This is a genomic window from Rhizorhabdus argentea (assembly GCF_037861105.1).
Lineage (GTDB): Bacteria > Pseudomonadota > Alphaproteobacteria > Sphingomonadales > Sphingomonadaceae > Rhizorhabdus > Rhizorhabdus argentea.
Window position 1 is genome coordinate 39,939 of the sequence record NZ_JBANFK010000012.1, and the last position, 18,128, is coordinate 58,066.

The 18,128-nt window shown below is 66.9% G+C and carries 19 protein-coding genes; 12 read left to right on the forward strand and 7 right to left on the reverse strand.

The features are described from left to right. Window positions 1-28: 28 nt before the first annotated feature. From AAC645_RS12455 to nikE, 7 genes are all read left to right on the forward strand, one after another. The gene (locus AAC645_RS12455; RefSeq protein ID WP_340316445.1) at window positions 29-970 is read left to right on the forward strand and encodes a bifunctional riboflavin kinase/FAD synthetase; all 942 of its coding nucleotides are present in this window, start codon (window positions 29-31) and stop codon (window positions 968-970) included. Between the two features lie 138 nt (window positions 971-1,108). Next, window positions 1,109-4,009 carry an isoleucine--tRNA ligase gene (gene ileS, locus AAC645_RS12460; protein ID WP_340316446.1) on the forward strand — a complete coding sequence of 967 codons (2,901 nt, stop codon included), beginning with the start codon at window positions 1,109-1,111 and terminating at the stop codon, window positions 4,007-4,009. Further along, window positions 4,002-4,523, forward strand: a complete 522-nt coding sequence (lspA, locus tag AAC645_RS12465) for a signal peptidase II (RefSeq protein WP_340316447.1) — start codon at window positions 4,002-4,004, stop codon at window positions 4,521-4,523. Before ileS ends, lspA begins: the two co-directional genes overlap by 8 nt. Beyond that, window positions 4,513-4,944, forward strand: a complete 432-nt coding sequence (locus AAC645_RS12470; protein ID WP_340316448.1) for a DUF3035 domain-containing protein — start codon at window positions 4,513-4,515, stop codon at window positions 4,942-4,944. The genes lspA and AAC645_RS12470 overlap by 11 nt, the downstream gene beginning before the upstream one ends. A 163-nt stretch (window positions 4,945-5,107) precedes the next feature. Further along, window positions 5,108-6,028 (forward strand): ABC transporter permease, encoded by a 921-nt coding sequence (locus tag AAC645_RS12475; RefSeq protein ID WP_340316449.1) that lies wholly within the window; start codon window positions 5,108-5,110, stop codon window positions 6,026-6,028. Continuing rightward, complete coding sequence (locus tag AAC645_RS12480) at window positions 6,025-6,807, forward strand: ABC transporter permease (protein WP_340316450.1); 783 nt, start codon at window positions 6,025-6,027, stop codon at window positions 6,805-6,807. Before AAC645_RS12475 ends, AAC645_RS12480 begins: the two co-directional genes overlap by 4 nt. Continuing rightward, complete coding sequence (gene nikE / locus AAC645_RS12485) at window positions 6,804-8,354, forward strand: ABC transporter ATP-binding protein (RefSeq protein ID WP_340316451.1); 1,551 nt, start codon at window positions 6,804-6,806, stop codon at window positions 8,352-8,354. The genes AAC645_RS12480 and nikE overlap by 4 nt, the downstream gene beginning before the upstream one ends. 87 nt (window positions 8,355-8,441) lie before the next feature. On the opposite strand, the gene AAC645_RS12490 is transcribed toward nikE, so the two are convergent. Further along, entirely contained in the window at window positions 8,442-9,215 is a 774-nt protein-coding gene (locus AAC645_RS12490) for a TorF family putative porin (protein WP_340316452.1), read from the reverse strand. Window positions 9,216-9,524: 309 nt separating this feature from the next. On the opposite strand from AAC645_RS12490, the gene AAC645_RS12495 reads away from it, so the two are divergent. Further along, entirely contained in the window at window positions 9,525-9,905 is a 381-nt protein-coding gene (locus AAC645_RS12495; protein ID WP_340316454.1) for a hypothetical protein, read from the forward strand. A 71-nt stretch (window positions 9,906-9,976) separates the two neighbouring features. Here the strand turns inward: AAC645_RS12495 and metC are convergent, their stop codons facing one another. After that, window positions 9,977-11,176, reverse strand: coding sequence for a cystathionine beta-lyase (gene metC / locus AAC645_RS12500; protein WP_340316455.1), 1,200 nt, complete (start codon window positions 11,174-11,176; stop codon window positions 9,977-9,979). Next, entirely contained in the window at window positions 11,149-12,012 is an 864-nt protein-coding gene (gene sseA / locus AAC645_RS12505) for a 3-mercaptopyruvate sulfurtransferase (RefSeq protein WP_340316456.1), read from the reverse strand. Before sseA ends, metC begins: the two co-directional genes overlap by 28 nt. Before the next feature lie 183 nt (window positions 12,013-12,195). Between sseA and queF the strand changes: the two genes are divergently transcribed. Both queF and chrA read left to right on the forward strand, forming a co-directional pair. Then, entirely contained in the window at window positions 12,196-12,642 is a 447-nt protein-coding gene (gene queF, locus AAC645_RS12510) for a preQ(1) synthase (RefSeq protein ID WP_340316458.1), read from the forward strand. Then, a complete protein-coding gene (gene chrA, locus AAC645_RS12515) occupies window positions 12,643-14,019 on the forward strand; it encodes a chromate efflux transporter (RefSeq protein WP_340316459.1) in 1,377 nt (458 codons plus the stop codon). 114 nt (window positions 14,020-14,133) lie between these two features. On the opposite strand, the gene AAC645_RS12520 is transcribed toward chrA, so the two are convergent. Further along, window positions 14,134-15,084: an isopenicillin N synthase family dioxygenase gene (locus AAC645_RS12520; protein WP_340316460.1), complete on the reverse strand. Its 951-nt coding sequence runs from the start codon at window positions 15,082-15,084 to the stop codon at window positions 14,134-14,136. A gap of 138 nt (window positions 15,085-15,222) precedes the next feature. On the opposite strand from AAC645_RS12520, the gene AAC645_RS12525 reads away from it, so the two are divergent. Further along, window positions 15,223-16,704: an ATP-binding protein gene (locus AAC645_RS12525; RefSeq protein ID WP_340316462.1), complete on the forward strand. Its 1,482-nt coding sequence runs from the start codon at window positions 15,223-15,225 to the stop codon at window positions 16,702-16,704. A gap of 15 nt (window positions 16,705-16,719) precedes the next feature. Here AAC645_RS12525 and AAC645_RS12530 read toward each other — a convergent pair whose 3' ends face one another. From AAC645_RS12530 to AAC645_RS12540, 3 genes are all read right to left on the reverse strand, one after another. After that, window positions 16,720-16,992 carry a hypothetical protein gene (locus tag AAC645_RS12530; RefSeq protein ID WP_340316463.1) on the reverse strand — a complete coding sequence of 91 codons (273 nt, stop codon included), beginning with the start codon at window positions 16,990-16,992 and terminating at the stop codon, window positions 16,720-16,722. 73 nt (window positions 16,993-17,065) lie between these two features. Beyond that, window positions 17,066-17,428, reverse strand: a complete 363-nt coding sequence (locus AAC645_RS12535; RefSeq protein WP_340316464.1) for a VOC family protein — start codon at window positions 17,426-17,428, stop codon at window positions 17,066-17,068. Between the two features lie 81 nt (window positions 17,429-17,509). After that, a complete protein-coding gene (locus AAC645_RS12540) occupies window positions 17,510-17,755 on the reverse strand; it encodes a hypothetical protein (RefSeq protein ID WP_340316465.1) in 246 nt (81 codons plus the stop codon). 109 nt (window positions 17,756-17,864) lie between these two features. On the opposite strand from AAC645_RS12540, the gene AAC645_RS12545 reads away from it, so the two are divergent. Beyond that, window positions 17,865-18,092, forward strand: coding sequence for a hypothetical protein (locus tag AAC645_RS12545; RefSeq protein WP_340316467.1), 228 nt, complete (start codon window positions 17,865-17,867; stop codon window positions 18,090-18,092). Window positions 18,093-18,128: the final 36 nt, after the last annotated feature.

The window sequence follows — 18,128 nt, forward strand, 5'->3', positions numbered from 1 at the left end:
GTCCCGCGCGACTACCTATAGGCGCGGCATGGAGCGGCTGACATGCGACCGCCCGGTTCCCGAGCATCTGCGTGGGGGCGTGGTGGCGCTGGGGAATTTCGACGGCTTCCACAGGGGGCATCAGGCGGTTGTCGGCGCGGCAATCGCCAACGGCCGTGCGACCGGCCGACCGGTGCTCGTCGCCAGCTTCGATCCACACCCCGTCCGCTATTTCCGGCCCGATACGCCGCCCTTCCGCCTGACCACGCTGGAGCAGCGCGCGGAGTTGTTCGCGAAGGCCGGCGCGGACGCGATGCTGGTGTTCACCTTCAACGCCGAGCTTGCCGGTGTTTCGGCCGCCGATTTCATCTCCGAGTGGCTGATCGGCCGCGCGGGCGCTGCCCATGTCGTGACCGGGCAGGACTTCACCTTCGGCAAGGCACGCTCCGGCGATGTCGCGCTGCTCGCCGAGCTTGGCCCGCCGCAGGGGCTTACGGCCGAGGCGATCGGCCCGGTTACGGATGAGCACGGACCGATCTCATCGAGCCGCATCCGCCAGGCGCTGGTGGAAGGCGATCCAGTCGAAGCGGCGCGGCTGCTCACCCGCCCCTATCGCATCCAGGGCCTCGTCCAGCATGGCGACAAGCTCGGCCGGACGATCGGCTATCCCACCGCCAACATCGCACTCGATCGTTACCTGCGTCCCAGATATGGCATTTACGCCGTGCGCGGCCTCCTGCCCGACGGGCGGGTGGTGAACGGGGCCGCCAATATCGGCATCCGCCCCACCTTCGATCCGCCAAAGGAGCTGCTCGAGGTCCACTTCTTCGATTTCGCCGAGAGCCTGTACGACCAGTGCATCGAGATCGAGCTGATCGCCTATCTCCGCCCCGAGGCGAAGTTCGACGGGTTGGAACCGCTGATGGCGCAGATGGACAAGGATTGCGTCGAGGCGAAGCGGATACTTGCCGCATACAGCCCGGTCGCGTAGGGCCTGCCCCCAAACTCCGTTCGTGTCGAGCGAAGTCGAGACACCCGTCCGAGCGACAGCGAGGAGCCTTCGCTTCGCTCAGGCGGCTCCCTCGACTTCGCTCGGGATAAGCGGCTCCGGTGGAACCAGATTTCAGAAATGACCGACGCAACCGACTACCGCGCCACCGTCTTCCTGCCGAAGACCGACTTTCCGATGAAGGCCGGCCTCGCCCAGAAGGAACCGGCGATCCTCGCGAAATGGGCGGCCGACGATCTGTACGGCAAGCTCCGCGCCGATCGCGCCGGCAAGCCGCGCTTCATCCTCCATGACGGCCCGCCCTACGCCAATGGCGACATCCATATGGGCCATGCGATGAACAAGGTGCTCAAGGACATCATCGTCCGCAGCCAGTCGCTGACCGGCAAGGATGCGCCCTATGTTCCGGGTTGGGACTGCCACGGCCTGCCGATCGAGTGGAAGGTCGAGGAAGCCTATCGCGCCAAGAAGCTCAACAAGGACGAGGTCGATCCCGTCCAGTTCCGCGCCGAATGCCGCGCCTATGCCACCAAATGGGTCGACGTCCAGCGCGAGCAGTTCAAGCGCCTCGGCGTCCAGGCCGACTGGGACGATCCCTATCTGACGATGAACTATGCGTCGGAAGCAGCGATCGTCGGCGAGCTGCTGAAGTTCGCCGAGAGCGGCCAGCTTTATCGCGGCGCCAAGCCGGTGATGTGGTCTCCGGTGGAGAAGACCGCACTGGCCGAGGCCGAAGTCGAATATGAGGACATCACCTCGACGCAGATCGACGTGGCATTCGAGATAGTCGAGAGCGCGATCCCCGAGCTGGTCGGCGCCTATGCGGTGATCTGGACGACGACGCCCTGGACGATCCCGGTGAACCAGGCTTTGGCTTACGGGCCAGAGGTTGAATATGTGCTGGTCGACGCACACCCTATCCGCATCCTGATTGCGAAGGAGCTAGCCCACACTGTACACGCGCGGCTGGCTAAATTTGGTGCCGTCGCACTGGATCAGATGGATCCATCCTTTCGGGCCGATGACCTGATCTGGTCAGGCAAAGGCTCCGACCTCGCCGGCACAATCGCCCGCCACCCGATGCACCATCTCGGCGGCTTCTTCGCCAAGCCGCGCCCGTTCCTCGCCGGTGACTTCGTCACCACCGACGCCGGCACCGGCCTCGTCCATATGGCGCCCGACCATGGCGAGGACGACTTCTTCCTGTGCAAGGCGCATGGCATCGACCCGGTGTTCGCGGTCGAGGGCGACGGCAAGTACCGCGCCGACTGGGCATGGATGGGCGGCCAGGGCTCGGTGATCGCACCGAAGCTCAACGCGCCCGAGGGGCCGATCTGCACCGACCTGCGCGAGGCCGGCGGCCTGCTCGCCGCCAGCGCCGACTTCAAGCACAGCTATCCGCACAGCTGGCGCTCCAAGGCCAAGGTGATCTTCCGCTGCACCCCGCAATGGTTCATCCCGATGGACCGCCCGATCGAGGACGACATCGCCCCGCGCTGCGCCGAGGAGGAGGCGATCCTCAAGGCGCAGGGCAATGGCGCGACGCTGCGCGGCGTCGCCCTCGACGCGATCGAGCACACCCGCTGGGTCCCCGAGAAAGCGCGCAACCGCATCCACGCGATGGTCGCCGGCCGTCCCGACTGGGTGATCAGCCGCCAGCGCGCCTGGGGCGTGCCGATCGCGCTCTATGTCGACGCGAAGACCGGCGATTATCTGCGCGATCCCGCCGTCAACGCCCGCATCGTCGCGGCGTTCGAGGCCGGCGGCGCCGACGCCTGGTTCACCGCCGATCACCAGACGCTGCTCGGCCCCGACTACAGCGCCGCCGACTATGAGCCGGTCAACGACATCCTCGATGTCTGGTTCGACTCCGGCTCGACCCACGCCTTTACCGTCGAGGCGCGCTACGGCGTCGGCACGCGCGCCGATCTCTATCTCGAAGGCTCGGATCAGCATCGCGGCTGGTTCCAGTCGTCGCTGCTCGAAAGCTGCGGCACCCGTGGCCGCGCGCCCTATGACGCGGTGCTGACCCACGGCTTCGCGCTCGACGGTCAGGGCCGCAAGATGTCGAAGAGCCAGGGCAATGTCGTCGACCCGCTCAAGATCATCAACGAGAGCGGCGCCGACATTCTCCGCCTGTGGGTCGCCTCGACCGACTATTTCGAGGATGTCCGCATCGGCAAGGAGATCCTCGCCGGCACCTCCGACGCCTATCGCAAGCTGCGCAACAGCTTCCGCTACCTGCTCGGCGCGCTCGATGGCTTCAGCGATGCCGAGAAGCTCCCGGTCGGCGAAATGCCCGAGCTGGAGCTCTATGTGCTCCACCTGCTCGCGAGCCTCGATGCCGAACTCAGGGACGCGACGGCCGCGTTCGAGCTGAACCGCTATGCCCGCGCGCTGGTCGATTTCGCGAACAACGACCTGTCCGCCTTCTTCTTCGATATCCGCAAGGACTCGCTCTATTGCGACGCCGCGGACGATATCAAGCGCCGCGCCTATCGCACCGTGCTCGACATCCTGTTCCACGCGCTGGTCCGCTATGCAGCGCCAATCCTCTGCTTCACCGCCGAGGAGGTGTGGACGACGCGATTCCCGGACGACGGATCGGTCCACCTGCTCACCTGGCCGGAGGTCGACGTCGGCTGGGCGAATGACGACCTGAGGATGCGCTGGGAATTGCTGCGCCGCTACCGGACGAAGCTGACCGGGCAGATCGAGCCGCTTCGCCGCGAGAAGATCATCGGGTCGAGCCTCGAGGTCGATGTGACCGCGATCAGCTACGCACCGGCAGAAGCCGCGCTGCTGCGCGCAGCCGACATCGCCGAGATCGGCATCGTCGCCAAGGTGGAAATCTGCGACGGGGATGCCGCCGCCGCCGACCTGGCGAACGGCGCTGATCCGATCGCCTTCGAAGTGCAGAAGACCGAATATGAGAAATGCGGCCGCTGCTGGCGGCACCTGCCCGAGGTAAAGAGCGAAGGCACGCTGTGCGGTCGCTGCGAGACGGTGGTGCATGGCTGAGTTCGCTCGCATCACCCACCGGCCCCTGGGCTTCGGCATAGCCGCTACGATCTTCATCGTCGATCAGTTGTCCAAATGGCTGATCATGGCGCCGCTCGCGCTGCCTGAGCGCGGGCTGGTGACGCTCACCAGCTTCTTCGATCTGCGCTGGGTGGAGAATTACGGCGTCTCGATGGGCTTCCTGATCGCCGCGTCGGACAAGGAGCGCTGGATCCTGGTGGCGATGACCGCGGCGATCGCGGCTGCCATCTGCCTGTGGATCTGGCGCGAAAAGGGGCGGCCCGACGTCGCGGCGCTCGGCCTTGTCCTCGGCGGCGCGGCGGGAAATATCACCGATCGGGCGCGGCTCGGCTATGTCGCCGACTTCCTCGATCTGCATATCGGGACCTGGCATCCCTTTTTGGTCTTCAATGTCGCGGACGCCGCGATTACCATTGGTGTATTGCTTCTGGTCGCGCGCGCCCTTCTGGTGCGCGAAACCAAGGCTCCTGCGGAGAATGTCGATGCGGTCTAAGTTGCTTCTCGGTTCGGCGCTCGTCGCCATGGCGCTGCTCGCCGGGTGCAGCAGCCGGGGCGATCGCCCGGGCGTAATGGCCGGCCGCACCAGCCTGGACGCCTTCGCCGTGTCCAAGCGCGCGCCGCTCACCATCCCGCCCGATTTCGTCCTGGTGCCGCCCAAGCCCGGCGCGCCGCGCCCGCAGGAAGCCGATTCGAGCCAGCAGGCCCTGTCGGCGATGTTCTCCGGCACGCAGCCGGCCAAGAGCCAGACCGAGAAGGATATCATCGGCCTGACCAGGACGGTGCCCGAGCCGGGTATCCGCTCCTCGGTCGGCGACACTCGCGACAACATGGTCGACAAGGGCCCCGCCACTCGCACCATCCTCGCTGCCGCCGCGACCAACGGCGCGAACGCCAGCGTCTCCCTCGGCAACTGAGGCAGGCGCACCCAAGATATTTGCGTCATCCCGGACTTGATCCGGGATCCCCCTTTTTCTTTTGTGGGCAGTTCACGTGCCGGACAAAGGCAGAGGGATCCCGGATAAAGTCCGGGATGACGATGTTCCGGGGTAAAGCGCTCTCTCCGGAGGGGCTAGCGTCATGCTTGACCTGATCCGCCGCCGCCTGCTCACCGCGCTTCCGACGCTGGCGGCGGTCGTGATCCTCTCCTTCCTGCTCATGCGCGTCGCACCCGGCGGGCCGTTCGACAGCGAGCGGCCGCTCGATCCGGAAACACGCGCCGCGCTGATTGCCAGCTACGGGCTCGACCGGCCGCTGCCGGAGCAGATCGGCCGCTATCTCTGGCGGCTGCTGCACGGCGATTTTGGCCCTTCGCTGGTCTATCGTGACTTCACCGTAACCGACCTCATCGCCCGCGGCCTGCCGATCTCGCTCACCCTGGGCGGCCTGGCGCTGCTGCTGGCGCTGCTGCTCGGGCTCGGCGCGGGCTTGAGCGCGGCGGCGAAAACAGGCGGCCATGTCGACCGGAGCCTGATGCTCGCGGCGACCCTGCTCACCGCCCTGCCGAGCTTCGTCACAGGGCCGCTGCTGGCGCTGCTGTTCGGGCTTTGGGCCGGCTGGCTTCCCGTCTCCGGCTGGGGCGACGGCGACGCGGCGCACCTGGTCCTGCCGGTGATCGCCCTTGCCCTGCCCGCTGCCGGCGCCATCGCGAAGCTGGCCCGCGCCGGGCTCGCCGAGGTGCTTGGCCAGGAGCATATCCGCATGGCGCGGGCACGCGGCCTGGGCCGAAAGCGCATCCTGATCGTCCATGCGTTGCGACCGGCGCTGGTCCCCGTCGCCTCCTATCTGGGGCCTGCCGCCGCGGGACTGCTGACCGGCGCTGTGGTGATCGAGACGGTCTTTGCGCTGCCGGGGCTCGGCCGCTATTTCGTACAGGGGGCGCTCAACCGCGACTATCCGCTCGTGCTGGGCGTCGTCACGCTCTACGCGGCGCTGATCATCCTGTTCAACCTGCTCGCAGACCTCGCTTATGGCTGGCTCGACCCGCGAGCGCGGCATTGAGGGTCGCGCTCGTCCTGATCGCGACGATTGCCATCGCCGCGGCGCTCGGCCCGCTGGCGCTAGATTGGCGATATGACATGATCGACTGGAATGCGGTGCGCGCCGCGCCGCTGGCCGCCGGCCACCCGATGGGCACCGACAGCGTGGGCCGCGACCTGCTCGCGCGCACCCTGGTCGGCACCCGCGTGACCCTTGGCGTGGCGGCGGCGGCGGCGCTGGTCTCGCTGCTGGTCGGGGTCGCCTGGGGTGCCATCGCAGGCTGGTGCGGCGGCAAGATCGACGAGGCGATGATGCGCGTGGTCGACGCGCTCTACGCGCTGCCGTTCATGTTCGTGGTGATCCTGCTGATGGTGGTGTTTGGCCGATCCATCCTGCTGGTGTTCCTCGGCATCGGCGCGGTCGAGTGGCTGACCATGGCGCGGGTGGTGCGGGGGCAGATGCTCGCGCTCAAGCAGCGCCCGTTCATCGCCGCGGCCGAGGCGGCCGGCGTGCCGCCCGCCGCGATCGTGCTCCACCACATGCTGCCTAACATCGCCGGGGTCGCCATCGCCTATCTGCTGCTGACCATACCGCAGGTGGTGATGATCGAGAGCTTCCTCAGCTTCCTCGGCCTGGGCGTGCAGGAGCCGATGACCTCCCTCGGCATCCTGATCAAGGACGGGGCGGACGACATGGACATCGCCCCTCACGCACTGCTGCTGCCCGGCATCGTCCTCGTCACGATCCTGCTGTGCCTGACCCGCATTGGCGAGAAACTGCGCGACCGGTTCACGCTATGAGCCTGCTCGTCGTCGAAGGCCTGCGCATCGCCATCGCCGGCCGGCCGATCGTGCACGATATCGCCTTCCGCATCGAAGCGGGCCGGTCGCTCGCGCTGGTCGGCGCATCGGGATCGGGCAAGAGCCAGACCTGCCTGGCGCCTTTCGGCCTCTCGCCCGCGCTGGTCGAGGGCTCGTTCCAGCTCGCGGGCGAGGAGATTGTCGGCGCCCGCGAGGAGCGGCTGCGGGCGATCCGCGGGCGTGATGTCGGCTTCGTGTTCCAGCAGCCGCTGACAGCGCTGACGCCGCACCTGACGATCGGTGCCCAGCTGCGCGAGGCATGGACCCAGGCGGGCGCACCCCGCCCTTCGCGCGCCGAGATGGCGGCGGCACTCGAACAGGTCGGCCTCGATCGGGCGGCCGAGCGGCTCGATCAATATCCGCACCGCCTGTCGGGCGGCCAGCGGCAGCGCGCGCTGATCGCGATGGCGATCGCCCATCGGCCGAAGCTGCTCGTCGCCGACGAGCCGACGACCGCGCTGGACGCGATGCTGCGGGCCGAGATCATGGCGCTGCTCGGGCGGCTATGTTCGGAACAGGGCATGGCATTGCTGCTGGTCAGCCATGATCTCGCTGCCGTCGCCGATCATGCCGATCAGGTGGCGGTGCTGCACGACGGGCGGATCGTCGAGACCGGCCCGGCGCCGATGCTGCTGCGGAACCCCACCAGCGACTATGCCCGTGCATTGATCGCGGCGAGCCCGCGGCTCGACGGCCCGGCGCCGCCGCTCGGGCCGACCGGCGCGCCGCTGGTCGAGGCGCGCGGCGTGACGGTGTCGTTCGCGCGGCCGGGCTGGCGACGGGGCCGGTTCCAGGCGGTGGCGGGCGCTGACCTGGCCATAGCAGAAGGCGAAGCGCTGGCGATCGTCGGCGGATCGGGATCGGGCAAGTCGACCCTGGCGCGGGCCATCGCTCGGCTTGGGCCGATCGACCGCGGCGACATCGCCTGGCGCGGCCAGCCGCTGCCGCCGCGCCGTGCGATGCGTTCCACCGATCGCGCCGGGCTCCAGCCGGTTTTCCAGGATCCGGTCGCCAGCCTCGATCCGCTATGGCGCGTCGCCGAGATCGTCGCCGAGCCGCTCCGCCGGCTTCGGCCGGAGCTGGACAAGGCTGCGGTGGCCGAGCGGGTCGCGGCCGTGCTTGGCGAGGTCGGCCTCGATCCCGCGCTGGCGGATCGCCGGCCCGGCGGCCTGTCCGGCGGCCAGGCGCAGCGCGTGGCGATTGCCCGCGCGCTGGGCCCCGATCCCGCCCTGCTGCTGCTCGACGAAGCCACTTCCGCGCTCGACGTGCTGGTGGCCGGCACGATCCTCGACCTGCTCGGCGAGCTTCAGCGCAGCCGCGGCCTGGCTATTCTGATGATCACACACGACTTGGCGGTCGCGCGGCGGCTGTGTCACCGGATCATTGTGATGGACGCGGGCAGGATCGCTGAAGAGGGTCCGACGCCGGACCTTATCGCGCGCCCGAGCCATCCCGTCACGCGCGAACTGATTGCGGCAAGCCGCTGAGTCCGCCTGATGGACGACCGAGCGCACCACATACGAAAAAGGGGCCGCGGAACCTCCGCGACCCCCTGATCTGCCGATCCCCAGGGATCAGAAAGCGTAGGTGGCCGCCCCTACGACGCCGCCCTTGACCTGGTTCCGGTTGTGCGAGCCATAGACGCCGAACCGGCTCTTGATGTCGGTGTCGACATAGGACACGGTGAACGTTGCGTTACGCCACGTGTAGCTGGCACCGACGTTCCAATCCATATAGTCCTTGAGGCCAAGCGTCAGATAGCTGCGGCCCTTGCTGTAGCCGACATGGCCGAGGAGGCTGAATCCCGTGTCCGGGATCGACCCGCTCACTTCGCCGTAGAGATACAGGTTGTCGTCCTTGGTGTGGCCCGCAGGATTGATCGGCGACAGGGTCGCCTTCTGCTTGAACGCATAAGCGAAGCCGCCCTTGGCGGTGACAGGACCGACGGTGGTCTTGATCGAGCCATAGGGCTCGAAGAAGTCGCTGTTCACGTGCGCGTCGGCATTGGCGTAGACATAATAGAGAACGCCGCCGTCCAGCGTGAAGCCCGAGATGGTCTTCGAGTAGCCGGCGATCAGATCGAGCTCCGCGTTGGCGCCCGGATAGACCGTGTCGGACGCGATCGACGACGACCAGAAGCTGGCGTAGAGGCCCGATTCATGGGTGATCGTGGCGCTCGCCTGCGCTGCCAAGCGCCGGTCGCTCTGCGAAATACCACGGAAACGATAGTCGCTGACGAGGGCAGCACTGCCGGTCAGCGTGAACTCTTTGACGTCGTCCTGCGCCAGGGCAGGTGCGGCGGAAGCGACCAAGGCAAGGGCCGAGAGACCGATCATGGATGCGCGCATAGGTATTCCCCTTAAATAAAACTTCGATCCGTTCCCCTGCTCGTCCGCGCCAGACTTCTTTGAACCCTGAAATGGGCCGAGCCGACTGCTGTACGAAGCGTAACGTTTGTGCAGCAGCATCTCGCATCGCACAACGCTTATCCGGCCAAAGGTGCCATCTTGGTCAATAGTGTTGCCATATCGCAACACCGGCATTTCCAATTTATGACGGCGCGTGACCGCAGATCCGGCGGGCTGGGGTTGACCGAATATTAAGCATTATCTGCTAGTCATTGCTGCCTATTTGGGCTTGTCGCTAGGTGGCCTCATATGTTCGAACGCCGTATCCCCACTGAGAACCCCGCCTCCGCGGCCGCCGAAGATATTCTCGCCCCCATTCATTCCGCGCTCGCGGTCCTCAATGGCTTCGCGGCTGCAAGGCGGCCTGATGATGCACCGCAATACGAGAATAGCGCTGGCTGTGCGACGACGCTCGCCGCACGTTACGCTGCCGCGAACACCATCACGCGCCGGCGGTTCGATGCTATCCTGCGCGAAGCGGAAACCACCAGCATGGCCGGTCTGGGGCTGATCCTAGGCCGTGCCGCGCATGCCGACGCAGCAACCGCCGCGGCCGCTCGTTTTTTAGGCAATTCGCTCGGATCAGCGGTTCGCCGGCTCGAAAAGCTGGTTTCCACACCGGCAAATTGACTCGCGGCCGGACGGTGCGTCGCGGACTCACCGGAAAAAACAACAGCCGGTCCGCTTCGTTCAGAAGCGCTTCATCCTCGCGCAGCGTCGAATCGCGCCAGCCCAAGCGCGAGGTCCGCGATAAGATCCGCGGGGTCCTCGAGGCCGATATGGAACCGCACGACCGGGCCTTCGGCTTCCCAACGGGTGGCGGTCCGCAGTCCGGCGGGATCGACCGGCAGCGCAAGGCTTTCATAGCCGCCCCAGGAGAACCCGATCCCGAACAACGCCAAGCCGTCGATCATCGCCGCCCGCGCCGCATCGTCCCCGCCGTCGAGCACGATGCTGAACAGCCCGGTAGCGCCGGAAAAGTCGCGCTGCCACAGATCATGGCCGGGACAGCCCGGCAAGGCGGGGTGCAGCACCCGCGCGACCTGCGGCTGCTGTCCCAGCCAGCAAGCAACCGCGAGTGCCCCATCCTGGTGCTGGCGCAGCCGGACGCCCAGCGTGCGAAGGCCCCGCCCAGCCAGATAAGCATCGTCGGGGCTGACGCACTGGCCCAGCGAAAGGCTGGCGCGGCGAAGCGCCTCGAAATGGTCCCGACCGGCGGTGGCCGATCCCATCATCACGTCCGAATGGCCGACGATATATTTGGTGCAGGCCAGGATGCTGATGTCGATGCCGTGCGCAATCGCCGGGAAGAACAGCGGCGTCGCCCATGTATTGTCGAGCACGGTCGTAACGCCGCGGGCGCGAGCAGCGGCGGTAATGGCCGGCACGTCCTGCACTTCGAAGGTGAGGCTACCCGGGCTTTCGAGGAAGATCGCCCGGGTCCGGTCGCCGATGAGGGCGGATATCCCGGCACCGATCATCGGATCATAATATCGCGTGGTTACGCCCATCCGCCTGAGCAGGCCGTTGCAGATCGCGCGGGTCGGCTCATAGGCGCTGTCCACCATCAGCAGATCGTCGCCCGGCGATAGCAGCGACAGCAGCACCGAAGTGACCGCAGCGACCCCGGACGGATAGAGCATCGTCCCTTCCGCACCGGGTTCCAGTTCGGTCAGTGCATCGGCCAGCGCCCACTGCGTCGGGGTACCGCGCCGGCCATAATAAAGGCCCTCGTTCGGCCTGCGAACCGCGGCGCGCAGATCGGCTACGCTGTCGAACAGGATCGTCGAGGCACGCCAGACCGGGGGATTGACGATCCCCCGGCCGGCGGATGACGCGTGGCGCCCGGCTGTCACCAGCCGGGTACCGGGCTTCAGGCTGCTGCGCTCGTCGTCTTGCACGCGGCACCGATCTCCTTTTCGGTATCCGGGCGCAAGCCCCACTCGCTCCACGACCCATCATAGAGCGCGATGTCCTCACGCCCGAGCAGCGCAGCGCCGAACAGCAGCACCGAGGCGGTGATGCCCGAACCGCACGTGGTCACCAGCGGCTTTGCAGGGTCCACGCCGGCGGCCTCGAAGGCGGCGCGAATCTCGTCCTTGCTCTTGAAGGTGCCGTCGGCATTGAGGAGTTGGTCGAAAGGGAGATTGCGCGATCCGGGGATATGGCCCGAAGCGAGACCGCGCGGGTCGGCTTCCTCACCGGTGAAGCGCGCCGCCGAACGGGCGTCGACAACCTCCTCGGCGCCGCTCGCGACATTGGCCTTCATCTGGTCGAGATCGCGCACCGCGGCCGGATCGCGCCACACCGTGAAGTGGCGATGGCGCAGCTTGACCTTGCCCTGTTCCAGCGGACGGCCCTCAGCGACCCATTTATGCAGGCCGCCATCGAGGATCGCCACCTGGTTCGCGCCGAACATGCGGAACATATACCAGGCACGCGCCGCCGTACGGTGCGGGCTGTTGTCGTAAAGGACGATGCGGCTGCCGTCGCCGAGCCCGAGCGACTGCATCCGGCTCGCGAACTTCTCTGCAGGGGGCAGCATGCCGGGCAAGGCCGAATTGTCGTCCTTGAGATTGCCGAGATCGAGGAAGATCGCGCCGGGGATGTGGCCAGCCTCATATTCTGCCAGCGGATCGCGCGCGGGATCGAGCGCGAAATAGGTCGCATCGACGACGCGCAGATCGTTGGCGCCGAGTTCGCCCTCGAGCCACTCCGTCGAAACCAGCATTTCCATCATTACCTCCTGTAAAGGGCACATTGCATCATCCTGCCACAGCGGCAGCGAATCAATACCTGGGGAGGTGAGATTTAGTTATACCGCCTACGGATATTGGGCAAGTATATTCCATATCGTGTGGTAGTATTGTAATTTTCATACACGTTGGCGCAACGCGCGCATGTCGTCTAAGAGCGCATCATGTCCACCATCCACCTCGGCAAGACCAGCAGCCTGCCCGCCTCTCCGGAACTGGCGGTGCTCGACTATGTTCCCAACCCGCGCGCCGCCGCGCTGTACCTGATACGCTTCGCCGCGCCCGAGTTCACATCGCTGTGTCCAGTGACGGGCCAGCCGGATTTTGCGCATCTCGTGATCGACTATGCGCCGGGCGAGACCATCGTCGAATCGAAATCGCTCAAGCTGTTCCTCGGCGCCTTTCGCAACCATGCCGCTTTCCATGAGGATTGCACGGTGGGTATCGGCGAGCGGCTGTTCGCGGAGATGCAGCCCAAGTGGCTCCGCATCGGCGGCTATTGGTATCCACGCGGCGGCATCCCGATCGACGTCTTCTGGCAATCGGGCGCACCGCCCGAGGGGCTATGGGTGCCCGATCAGGGCGTGCCTGGCTATCGCGGCCGAGGCTAGGTGACCGCGGGCGCTACCGGCTCGCCCGGACACGGCATCGGCTTTGGCGAGGCGCTGCGCGTCTGGGCCCGGATCGCGCTCCTCAGCTTCGGCGGCCCGGCCGGCCAGATCGCGGTGATGCACCGCATCCTCGTCGACGAGAAGAAGTGGATCGGCGAGGGGCGTTTCCTCCACGCCCTCAACTTCTGCATGATGCTGCCGGGCCCGGAGGCGCAGCAGCTCGCCATCTATATAGGCTGGCTGCTCCACCGCATCAAAGGCGGCCTGGCGGCGGGCATATTGTTCGTGCTGCCCGGCATGGTCGCGATCATGGCGCTGTCCTGGCTCTATGTGCTCGCGGTCGCCGCGCCGCCGGTCGCGGCGCTGTTGTTCGGGATCAAGGCCGCGGTGGTCGCGATCGTCTTCCAGGCGGTGGCGCGGATCGGCCGGCGGTCGCTCGGCAGCCGCGCCGCCATAGCGATGGCGCTGTTCGCCTTTCTCGCCCTTTTCCTGTTCCACCTGCCCTTCCCGCTGGTGATCCTTGCGGCCGGGCTGGCCGGCTGGGTGTCGGGATGGCAGCACCTGACCCTCTTCGCCGGTGGGCCAGGCCATTCCGGCGCGGCCGGGTCGCTCAGCGATGCCGACAGCGCACTGGGCACGGAAATGCCCGATCATGCCCGCCAGAGCTTCGGCCGGCTGGCAGGGGTTGCGGCGATCCTCCTTGGCGCTTGGCTGGTGCCGGTTGCGCTGCTGCTGCTCTATGCGCCCGCGGACAGCGCCCTCGCGCCGATCGCGACCTTCTTCTCCAGGATGGCGATGCTCACCTTCGGCGGTGCCTATGCCGTGCTCGCCTGGGTGGGTCAGGCGGCGGTCGAGCAGTATCGCTGGATAACGCCGGGCGAGATGCTGGACGGGTTGGGACTTGCGGAAAGCACGCCCGGCCCGCTGATCATCGTCACCCAATATGTAGGCTTTCTCGCCGCCTATCGCCATCCCGGCGGGCTCGATCCGCTACTGGCGGGCACGCTCGGTGGCCTGCTCACCACCTGGGTGACGTTCGTGCCTTGCTTCCTGTGGATATTCCTCGGCGCGCCCTTCGTAGAGCGGCTCCGCGGCAACCGCGCGCTTGCATCGGCGCTCGCGGCGATCGGCGCGGCGGTTGTTGGCGTGATCCTCAATCTCGCCTGCTGGTTCGCGCTGCATTATTGGTTCGGGACTGTCGGGGAGCTGCGCGTCGGCCCGTTGCATCTGGCGCGGCCCGAGCTTGCGACGGTCGATTGGGCAGCAATGGCGCTGTCGGGTGCGGCGCTCGTCGCGATGCTGCGGCTTCGGGCGGGCGTGTTCGGACTACTCGGCGGCTCCGCGCTGGCCGGGCTGGCGATGCGGTATGCGCTCTGATCCCTCCGGCTGGCAGGGGCACTGGCGATCACCGCACCCCGATGAACGCGCGCGCACGTCGGCGCGAGCTTGTGCAAATCCTCCGGCAGCACATACCGGAGCGCTCTGCCGAACTCACATCAGCTTGATCTCGCGCAGGCGCTGCAGCAGGAACTCGTTCGCCGTGATCGGGTCCGGAAACTGGTCCGGCCGGTCCGGCGTGATCGTCTGCGGCAACGTCTCGATCAGGTAATCTGGCCGGAAATGCAGGAAGAACGGCATCGAATAGCGTGCGACGCCGCGGCGTTCGGGCGGTGGGTTCATCACCCGATGGCGGGTCGAGGGTAGTCGCCCGTTGGTCAGCCGCTGGAGCATGTCGCCGATATTCACCACCAGCTCCCCCGGCGCGATGTTCACCGCCAGCCAGCGGCCATCCCTGTCGAGCAGCTGCAGCCCGCCCTCCTCTGCGCCGAGCAACAGCGTAATCGCATTGATGTCCTCATGCGCGCCCGCGCGGATGCTTGGGGAGTCAGCCCCGATCGGCGGATAGTGGAGCAGGCGCAGCACCGAATTACCGTCCTTGACCTTGTCGTCGAAGAAGTCGGGCACGAGGCCGAGGTACCGCGCGATCGCGGAGAGTATCCGCAGGCCCGTCTGATCGAACGCCCCGAACAGCTCGAGATAGGCATCCCGGAACGCCTCCAGCTCATTCGGCCATATATTGGCCGGCATGTCTTCCTCGAAGCGATGGCCGGGCGGCAACTCGCGGCCGATATGCCAGAACTCCTTCAGATCGGGATGGGTGGCGTCCTTGGCCGTCTCCACCTTGAACGGCGTATAACCCCGCGCGCCGCCCTGCCCTGGAATATGGTAGCTGCGCTTCACTTCCTCCGGCAGCGCGAAGAACAACCTGCCGGTCTCCTCGGCACGGGCGATCAGATCGGCGGGGATGCCGTGATCGGCGACGACGGCGAAACCGAACCGCTCGAAAGAACTGCCGATCGCCTGGGCGAAAGCAGCGGGATCGGTGTCCAAGGTCGTCAGGGATAGGCCGGGGATAGCGGTCGGTTCTGCTGCATCGGTCATCGCTGGGTTATAATTGCCCTGGCAAGCCAGCGGAAGCGACCTTCTTTGGCCGGAACGACGAACGAGTTTGCTGCGAGTCATCCACAGTTTTCTCGGCCAGCCCCTTGAACCGTGCCGCCGATCCGCCAAGACGGCAGCGTGACCGCACGAATCGACATCGGCACCAGCAGCCCCGGACAATCGGTATTTTTCGACGTCGAGGAGCTGCTCGCCACCCGCTTGCTCGTCCAAGGCAATTCCGGGTCGGGAAAGTCGCATCTTCTGCGCCGGCTGCTCGAGGAATCGGCCGATGTCGTCCAGCAGGTGGTTATCGACCCGGAGGGCGACTTCGTGACCCTCGCGGATCGTTTCGGCCATGTTGCGATCCAGGCCGGGGACCATAGCGAGGCGGAGATCGCCCGCCTCGCCGCCCGCATCCGCGAGCACCGCGTGTCGGTGGTGCTGGCGCTCGATGAACTGGAGATCGAAGCGCAGATGCGCTGCGCCGCGATCTTCCTGGCGGCGCTGTTCGATGCGCCGCGCGACCATTGGTATCCCGCGCTGGTGGTGGTCGACGAGGCGCAGCTGTTTGCGCCGGCCGTCGCTGGCGAAGTGTCGGACGAAGCTCGCCGCGCCTCGCTGGGAGCGATGACGAACCTGATGTGCCGAGGACGCAAGCGGGGGCTTGCCGGGGTGATAGCCACCCAAAGGCTTGCAAAGCTCGCCAAGAACGTCGCCGCCGAAGCGTCCAACTTCATGATGGGACGGACCTTCCTGGACATCGACATGGCCCGCGCCGCGGACCTGCTGGGCATGGAGCGCCGCCAGGCCGAGCAGATCCGCGATCTGCCGCGCGGGCAGTTCCTGGCCCTTGGCCCGGCCGTGTCGCGCCGCCCCGTTGCGGTGACAGTGGGCGCGGTCGCCACTTCGGCGCGCAGCGGCAGTCCCAAGCTGGTGCCGCTCCCGACCACCGCCGGCGACCGCCAGGAGTTGCAAGGCCTGCTGTTCGCGCCGGGCGAGGATCGGCCCACCGCGCCGCCCGCACCCCGGGCACCCCCGCCAACCAGCGACGATCTGCTCCGCGCGATCAGCCGCGCCGGGCCGACGCTGACACCGACCGCGGCGCCAGTGAACACTCCAGCCCTGGCCGACGAAGAACGCGACGCGGTAATCGACCTGGTGCTGCGCGAGATCGTCGATGATCCGGACGCGACCTACCGCGCGCCCGTCATCCTGTTCCAGGACTTCGGCGTGCGCTGCCGAATGCATAGGCTCGCCGACAGCGGGCTCGATCTTGCCGGCTTCCGCCGTCGGCTGGCGATGGCGCGCGCGGGCCTGTTCGGTGAACTGGATGAGGGCTGGCTCGACGCCATGGCGCTCGGCGCGTCATTGCCGGACGATATGCTCGCGCCCTTCCTGCTGGTCGCCCGCGCTGCCCGCGACGCGCTCGAAGCGCCAGGCGACGCGGCGCTCGCGCAGGTCTATGGCACCCATTCTCAAGGACGGGTCCGCCGGCTGATCGCCTATATGGAAGAGCAGGGCATCTTCGTGCTGCGCACCGACCTGTCGGGTAAGCGCTCGATCACGATCCCTCGACTGGCCTGGACGACGGCAGCGGCACTGCCCGAGGCGGCGGAATAGGTTTCTCGCCGCGCGTCAGCTGCCGGCGGACGCCACCTCGGCCTGCCTCGCGCCGGCCGACCCGGTGAAGGATCGGTCGATCACCATGGTCCGGTGCTCGCCATGTCGAACGGATCGGGCCGCGGTTACCCGCGTCTGGCTGGCGTGGCCCATGCTCACCTCCAGCTGTGCGCCGGAAGCCCCTGTCGCGGCTTCGTCCGCCTGCGGGTCGAAATCGATCGGCAGACCCTGAGCGTAGGCGCTCGTTGGTGCCGCCAGCATGCTGGCCAGTATCAGGAGCCTCTTCATCTTCGCCGTCCCTGTCGCGTACCCTTTCGTCGGGTGCGTAACGAACAATGCGTGTCCAGCTGTTGCCCGGATTCTAACGAAGTGGGTTAATCGGTACGGTAAGGATAACTGCGCTGTAGGCATCAATCCGCCGAATAGGTGACGACCTCGATCTTGTTTCCATCGGGATCGCGCAGGAACGCCCCATAATAATGCGCGTCATATTGGGAACGCGGGCCCGGAGCACCTGCATCGCTGCCGCCATGGGCCAACCGACCGTGTGGAAGCGATCGACCATGGCGCGATCGTCGGCTGCAAAGGCGATATGGATGCCGTTGCCGGGAGCGGAGGCCTGACCATCGGTCGGCGTTTCGACGCTGAGCAGGATCGCACCGACGCCGTAATCGAGGCTGGACCCACAATCGGCGAGCAGGCGAAGGCCGATCACCGGCAGCACCGGATCATAGAAGATTCGTGCCGGCGAATGTCGTTCGAACCAACCGAGACATGGTGGATCAAGGGATGTTTCCGCGGCGGCTCATCGACGGCCTCCTGCATCCTCCGGCGGCGTCACCGTGGCCCCGGACTTCGTCGCTGCATCGTCCGGTCGGCCGGGAACGGCGCTGTCGCCCGGCCTCGAGGCCTTGTCCGGGCTGACGCGAACTTCCCCCGGCGCGGGCGGCGTCGGGACGAACCCGCCGGCCCACTCGATCTCACCGCTATCGGGCGCGTTGCTGCGGTCGGCTCCATCTCCCGGCGTCGCTGGCGGCTTCCGATCCTTCATGGGACTCTCCTCTGCCACAGGACGAATCACCGCCGCGACGGTTCCTGTGCTTCGTCGCTTTTGAGGAACCGGCGCGGCGGCCGCCGGTTCGAACCGTGGGAGACAGTCGATGGAAGATCAGCCCCCAAACCTCGGCGACCACCCGGAAGCCGACAGGCTCCAGAACCAGAGTGCGCGCCCCGGCGCGCAGGCGAAGGGAGGCATCGCATCGCAGCCCGGTGATCCGACCAATCCCCGCGCAGCGGCGCAGCGTGCAAAAGGGCGCAATTTTCGCGCGAAGGCCGCTGGCTCCGGCAACGACAAGGGCACCGACATGGGCCGGGACGGCAACGGTTGATCGAGGCAGCGGTGGCGCCGACCAGGAAGGAGTGAT

Bases quoted from the DNA above. Each gene is read 5' to 3' on its own strand.
- AAC645_RS12455 (WP_340316445.1), top strand. From the start codon at position 29: ATGGAGCGGCTGACATGCGACCGCCCGGTTCCCGAGCATCTGCGTGGG.
- ileS (WP_340316446.1), top strand. From the start codon at position 1,109: ATGACCGACGCAACCGACTACCGCGCCACCGTCTTCCTGCCGAAGACC.
- lspA (WP_340316447.1), top strand. From the start codon at position 4,002: ATGGCTGAGTTCGCTCGCATCACCCACCGGCCCCTGGGCTTCGGCATA.
- AAC645_RS12470 (WP_340316448.1), top strand. From the start codon at position 4,513: ATGCGGTCTAAGTTGCTTCTCGGTTCGGCGCTCGTCGCCATGGCGCTG.
- AAC645_RS12475 (WP_340316449.1), top strand. From the start codon at position 5,108: ATGCTTGACCTGATCCGCCGCCGCCTGCTCACCGCGCTTCCGACGCTG.
- nikE (WP_340316451.1), top strand. From the start codon at position 6,804: ATGAGCCTGCTCGTCGTCGAAGGCCTGCGCATCGCCATCGCCGGCCGG.
- AAC645_RS12490 (WP_340316452.1), bottom strand. From the start codon at position 9,215: ATGCGCGCATCCATGATCGGTCTCTCGGCCCTTGCCTTGGTCGCTTCC.
- AAC645_RS12495 (WP_340316454.1), top strand. From the start codon at position 9,525: ATGTTCGAACGCCGTATCCCCACTGAGAACCCCGCCTCCGCGGCCGCC.
- sseA (WP_340316456.1), bottom strand. From the start codon at position 12,012: ATGGAAATGCTGGTTTCGACGGAGTGGCTCGAGGGCGAACTCGGCGCC.
- queF (WP_340316458.1), top strand. From the start codon at position 12,196: ATGTCCACCATCCACCTCGGCAAGACCAGCAGCCTGCCCGCCTCTCCG.
- AAC645_RS12520 (WP_340316460.1), bottom strand. From the start codon at position 15,084: ATGACCGATGCAGCAGAACCGACCGCTATCCCCGGCCTATCCCTGACG.
- AAC645_RS12530 (WP_340316463.1), bottom strand. From the start codon at position 16,992: ATGAAGAGGCTCCTGATACTGGCCAGCATGCTGGCGGCACCAACGAGC.
- AAC645_RS12540 (WP_340316465.1), bottom strand. From the start codon at position 17,755: ATGAAGGATCGGAAGCCGCCAGCGACGCCGGGAGATGGAGCCGACCGC.
- AAC645_RS12545 (WP_340316467.1), top strand. From the start codon at position 17,865: ATGGAAGATCAGCCCCCAAACCTCGGCGACCACCCGGAAGCCGACAGG.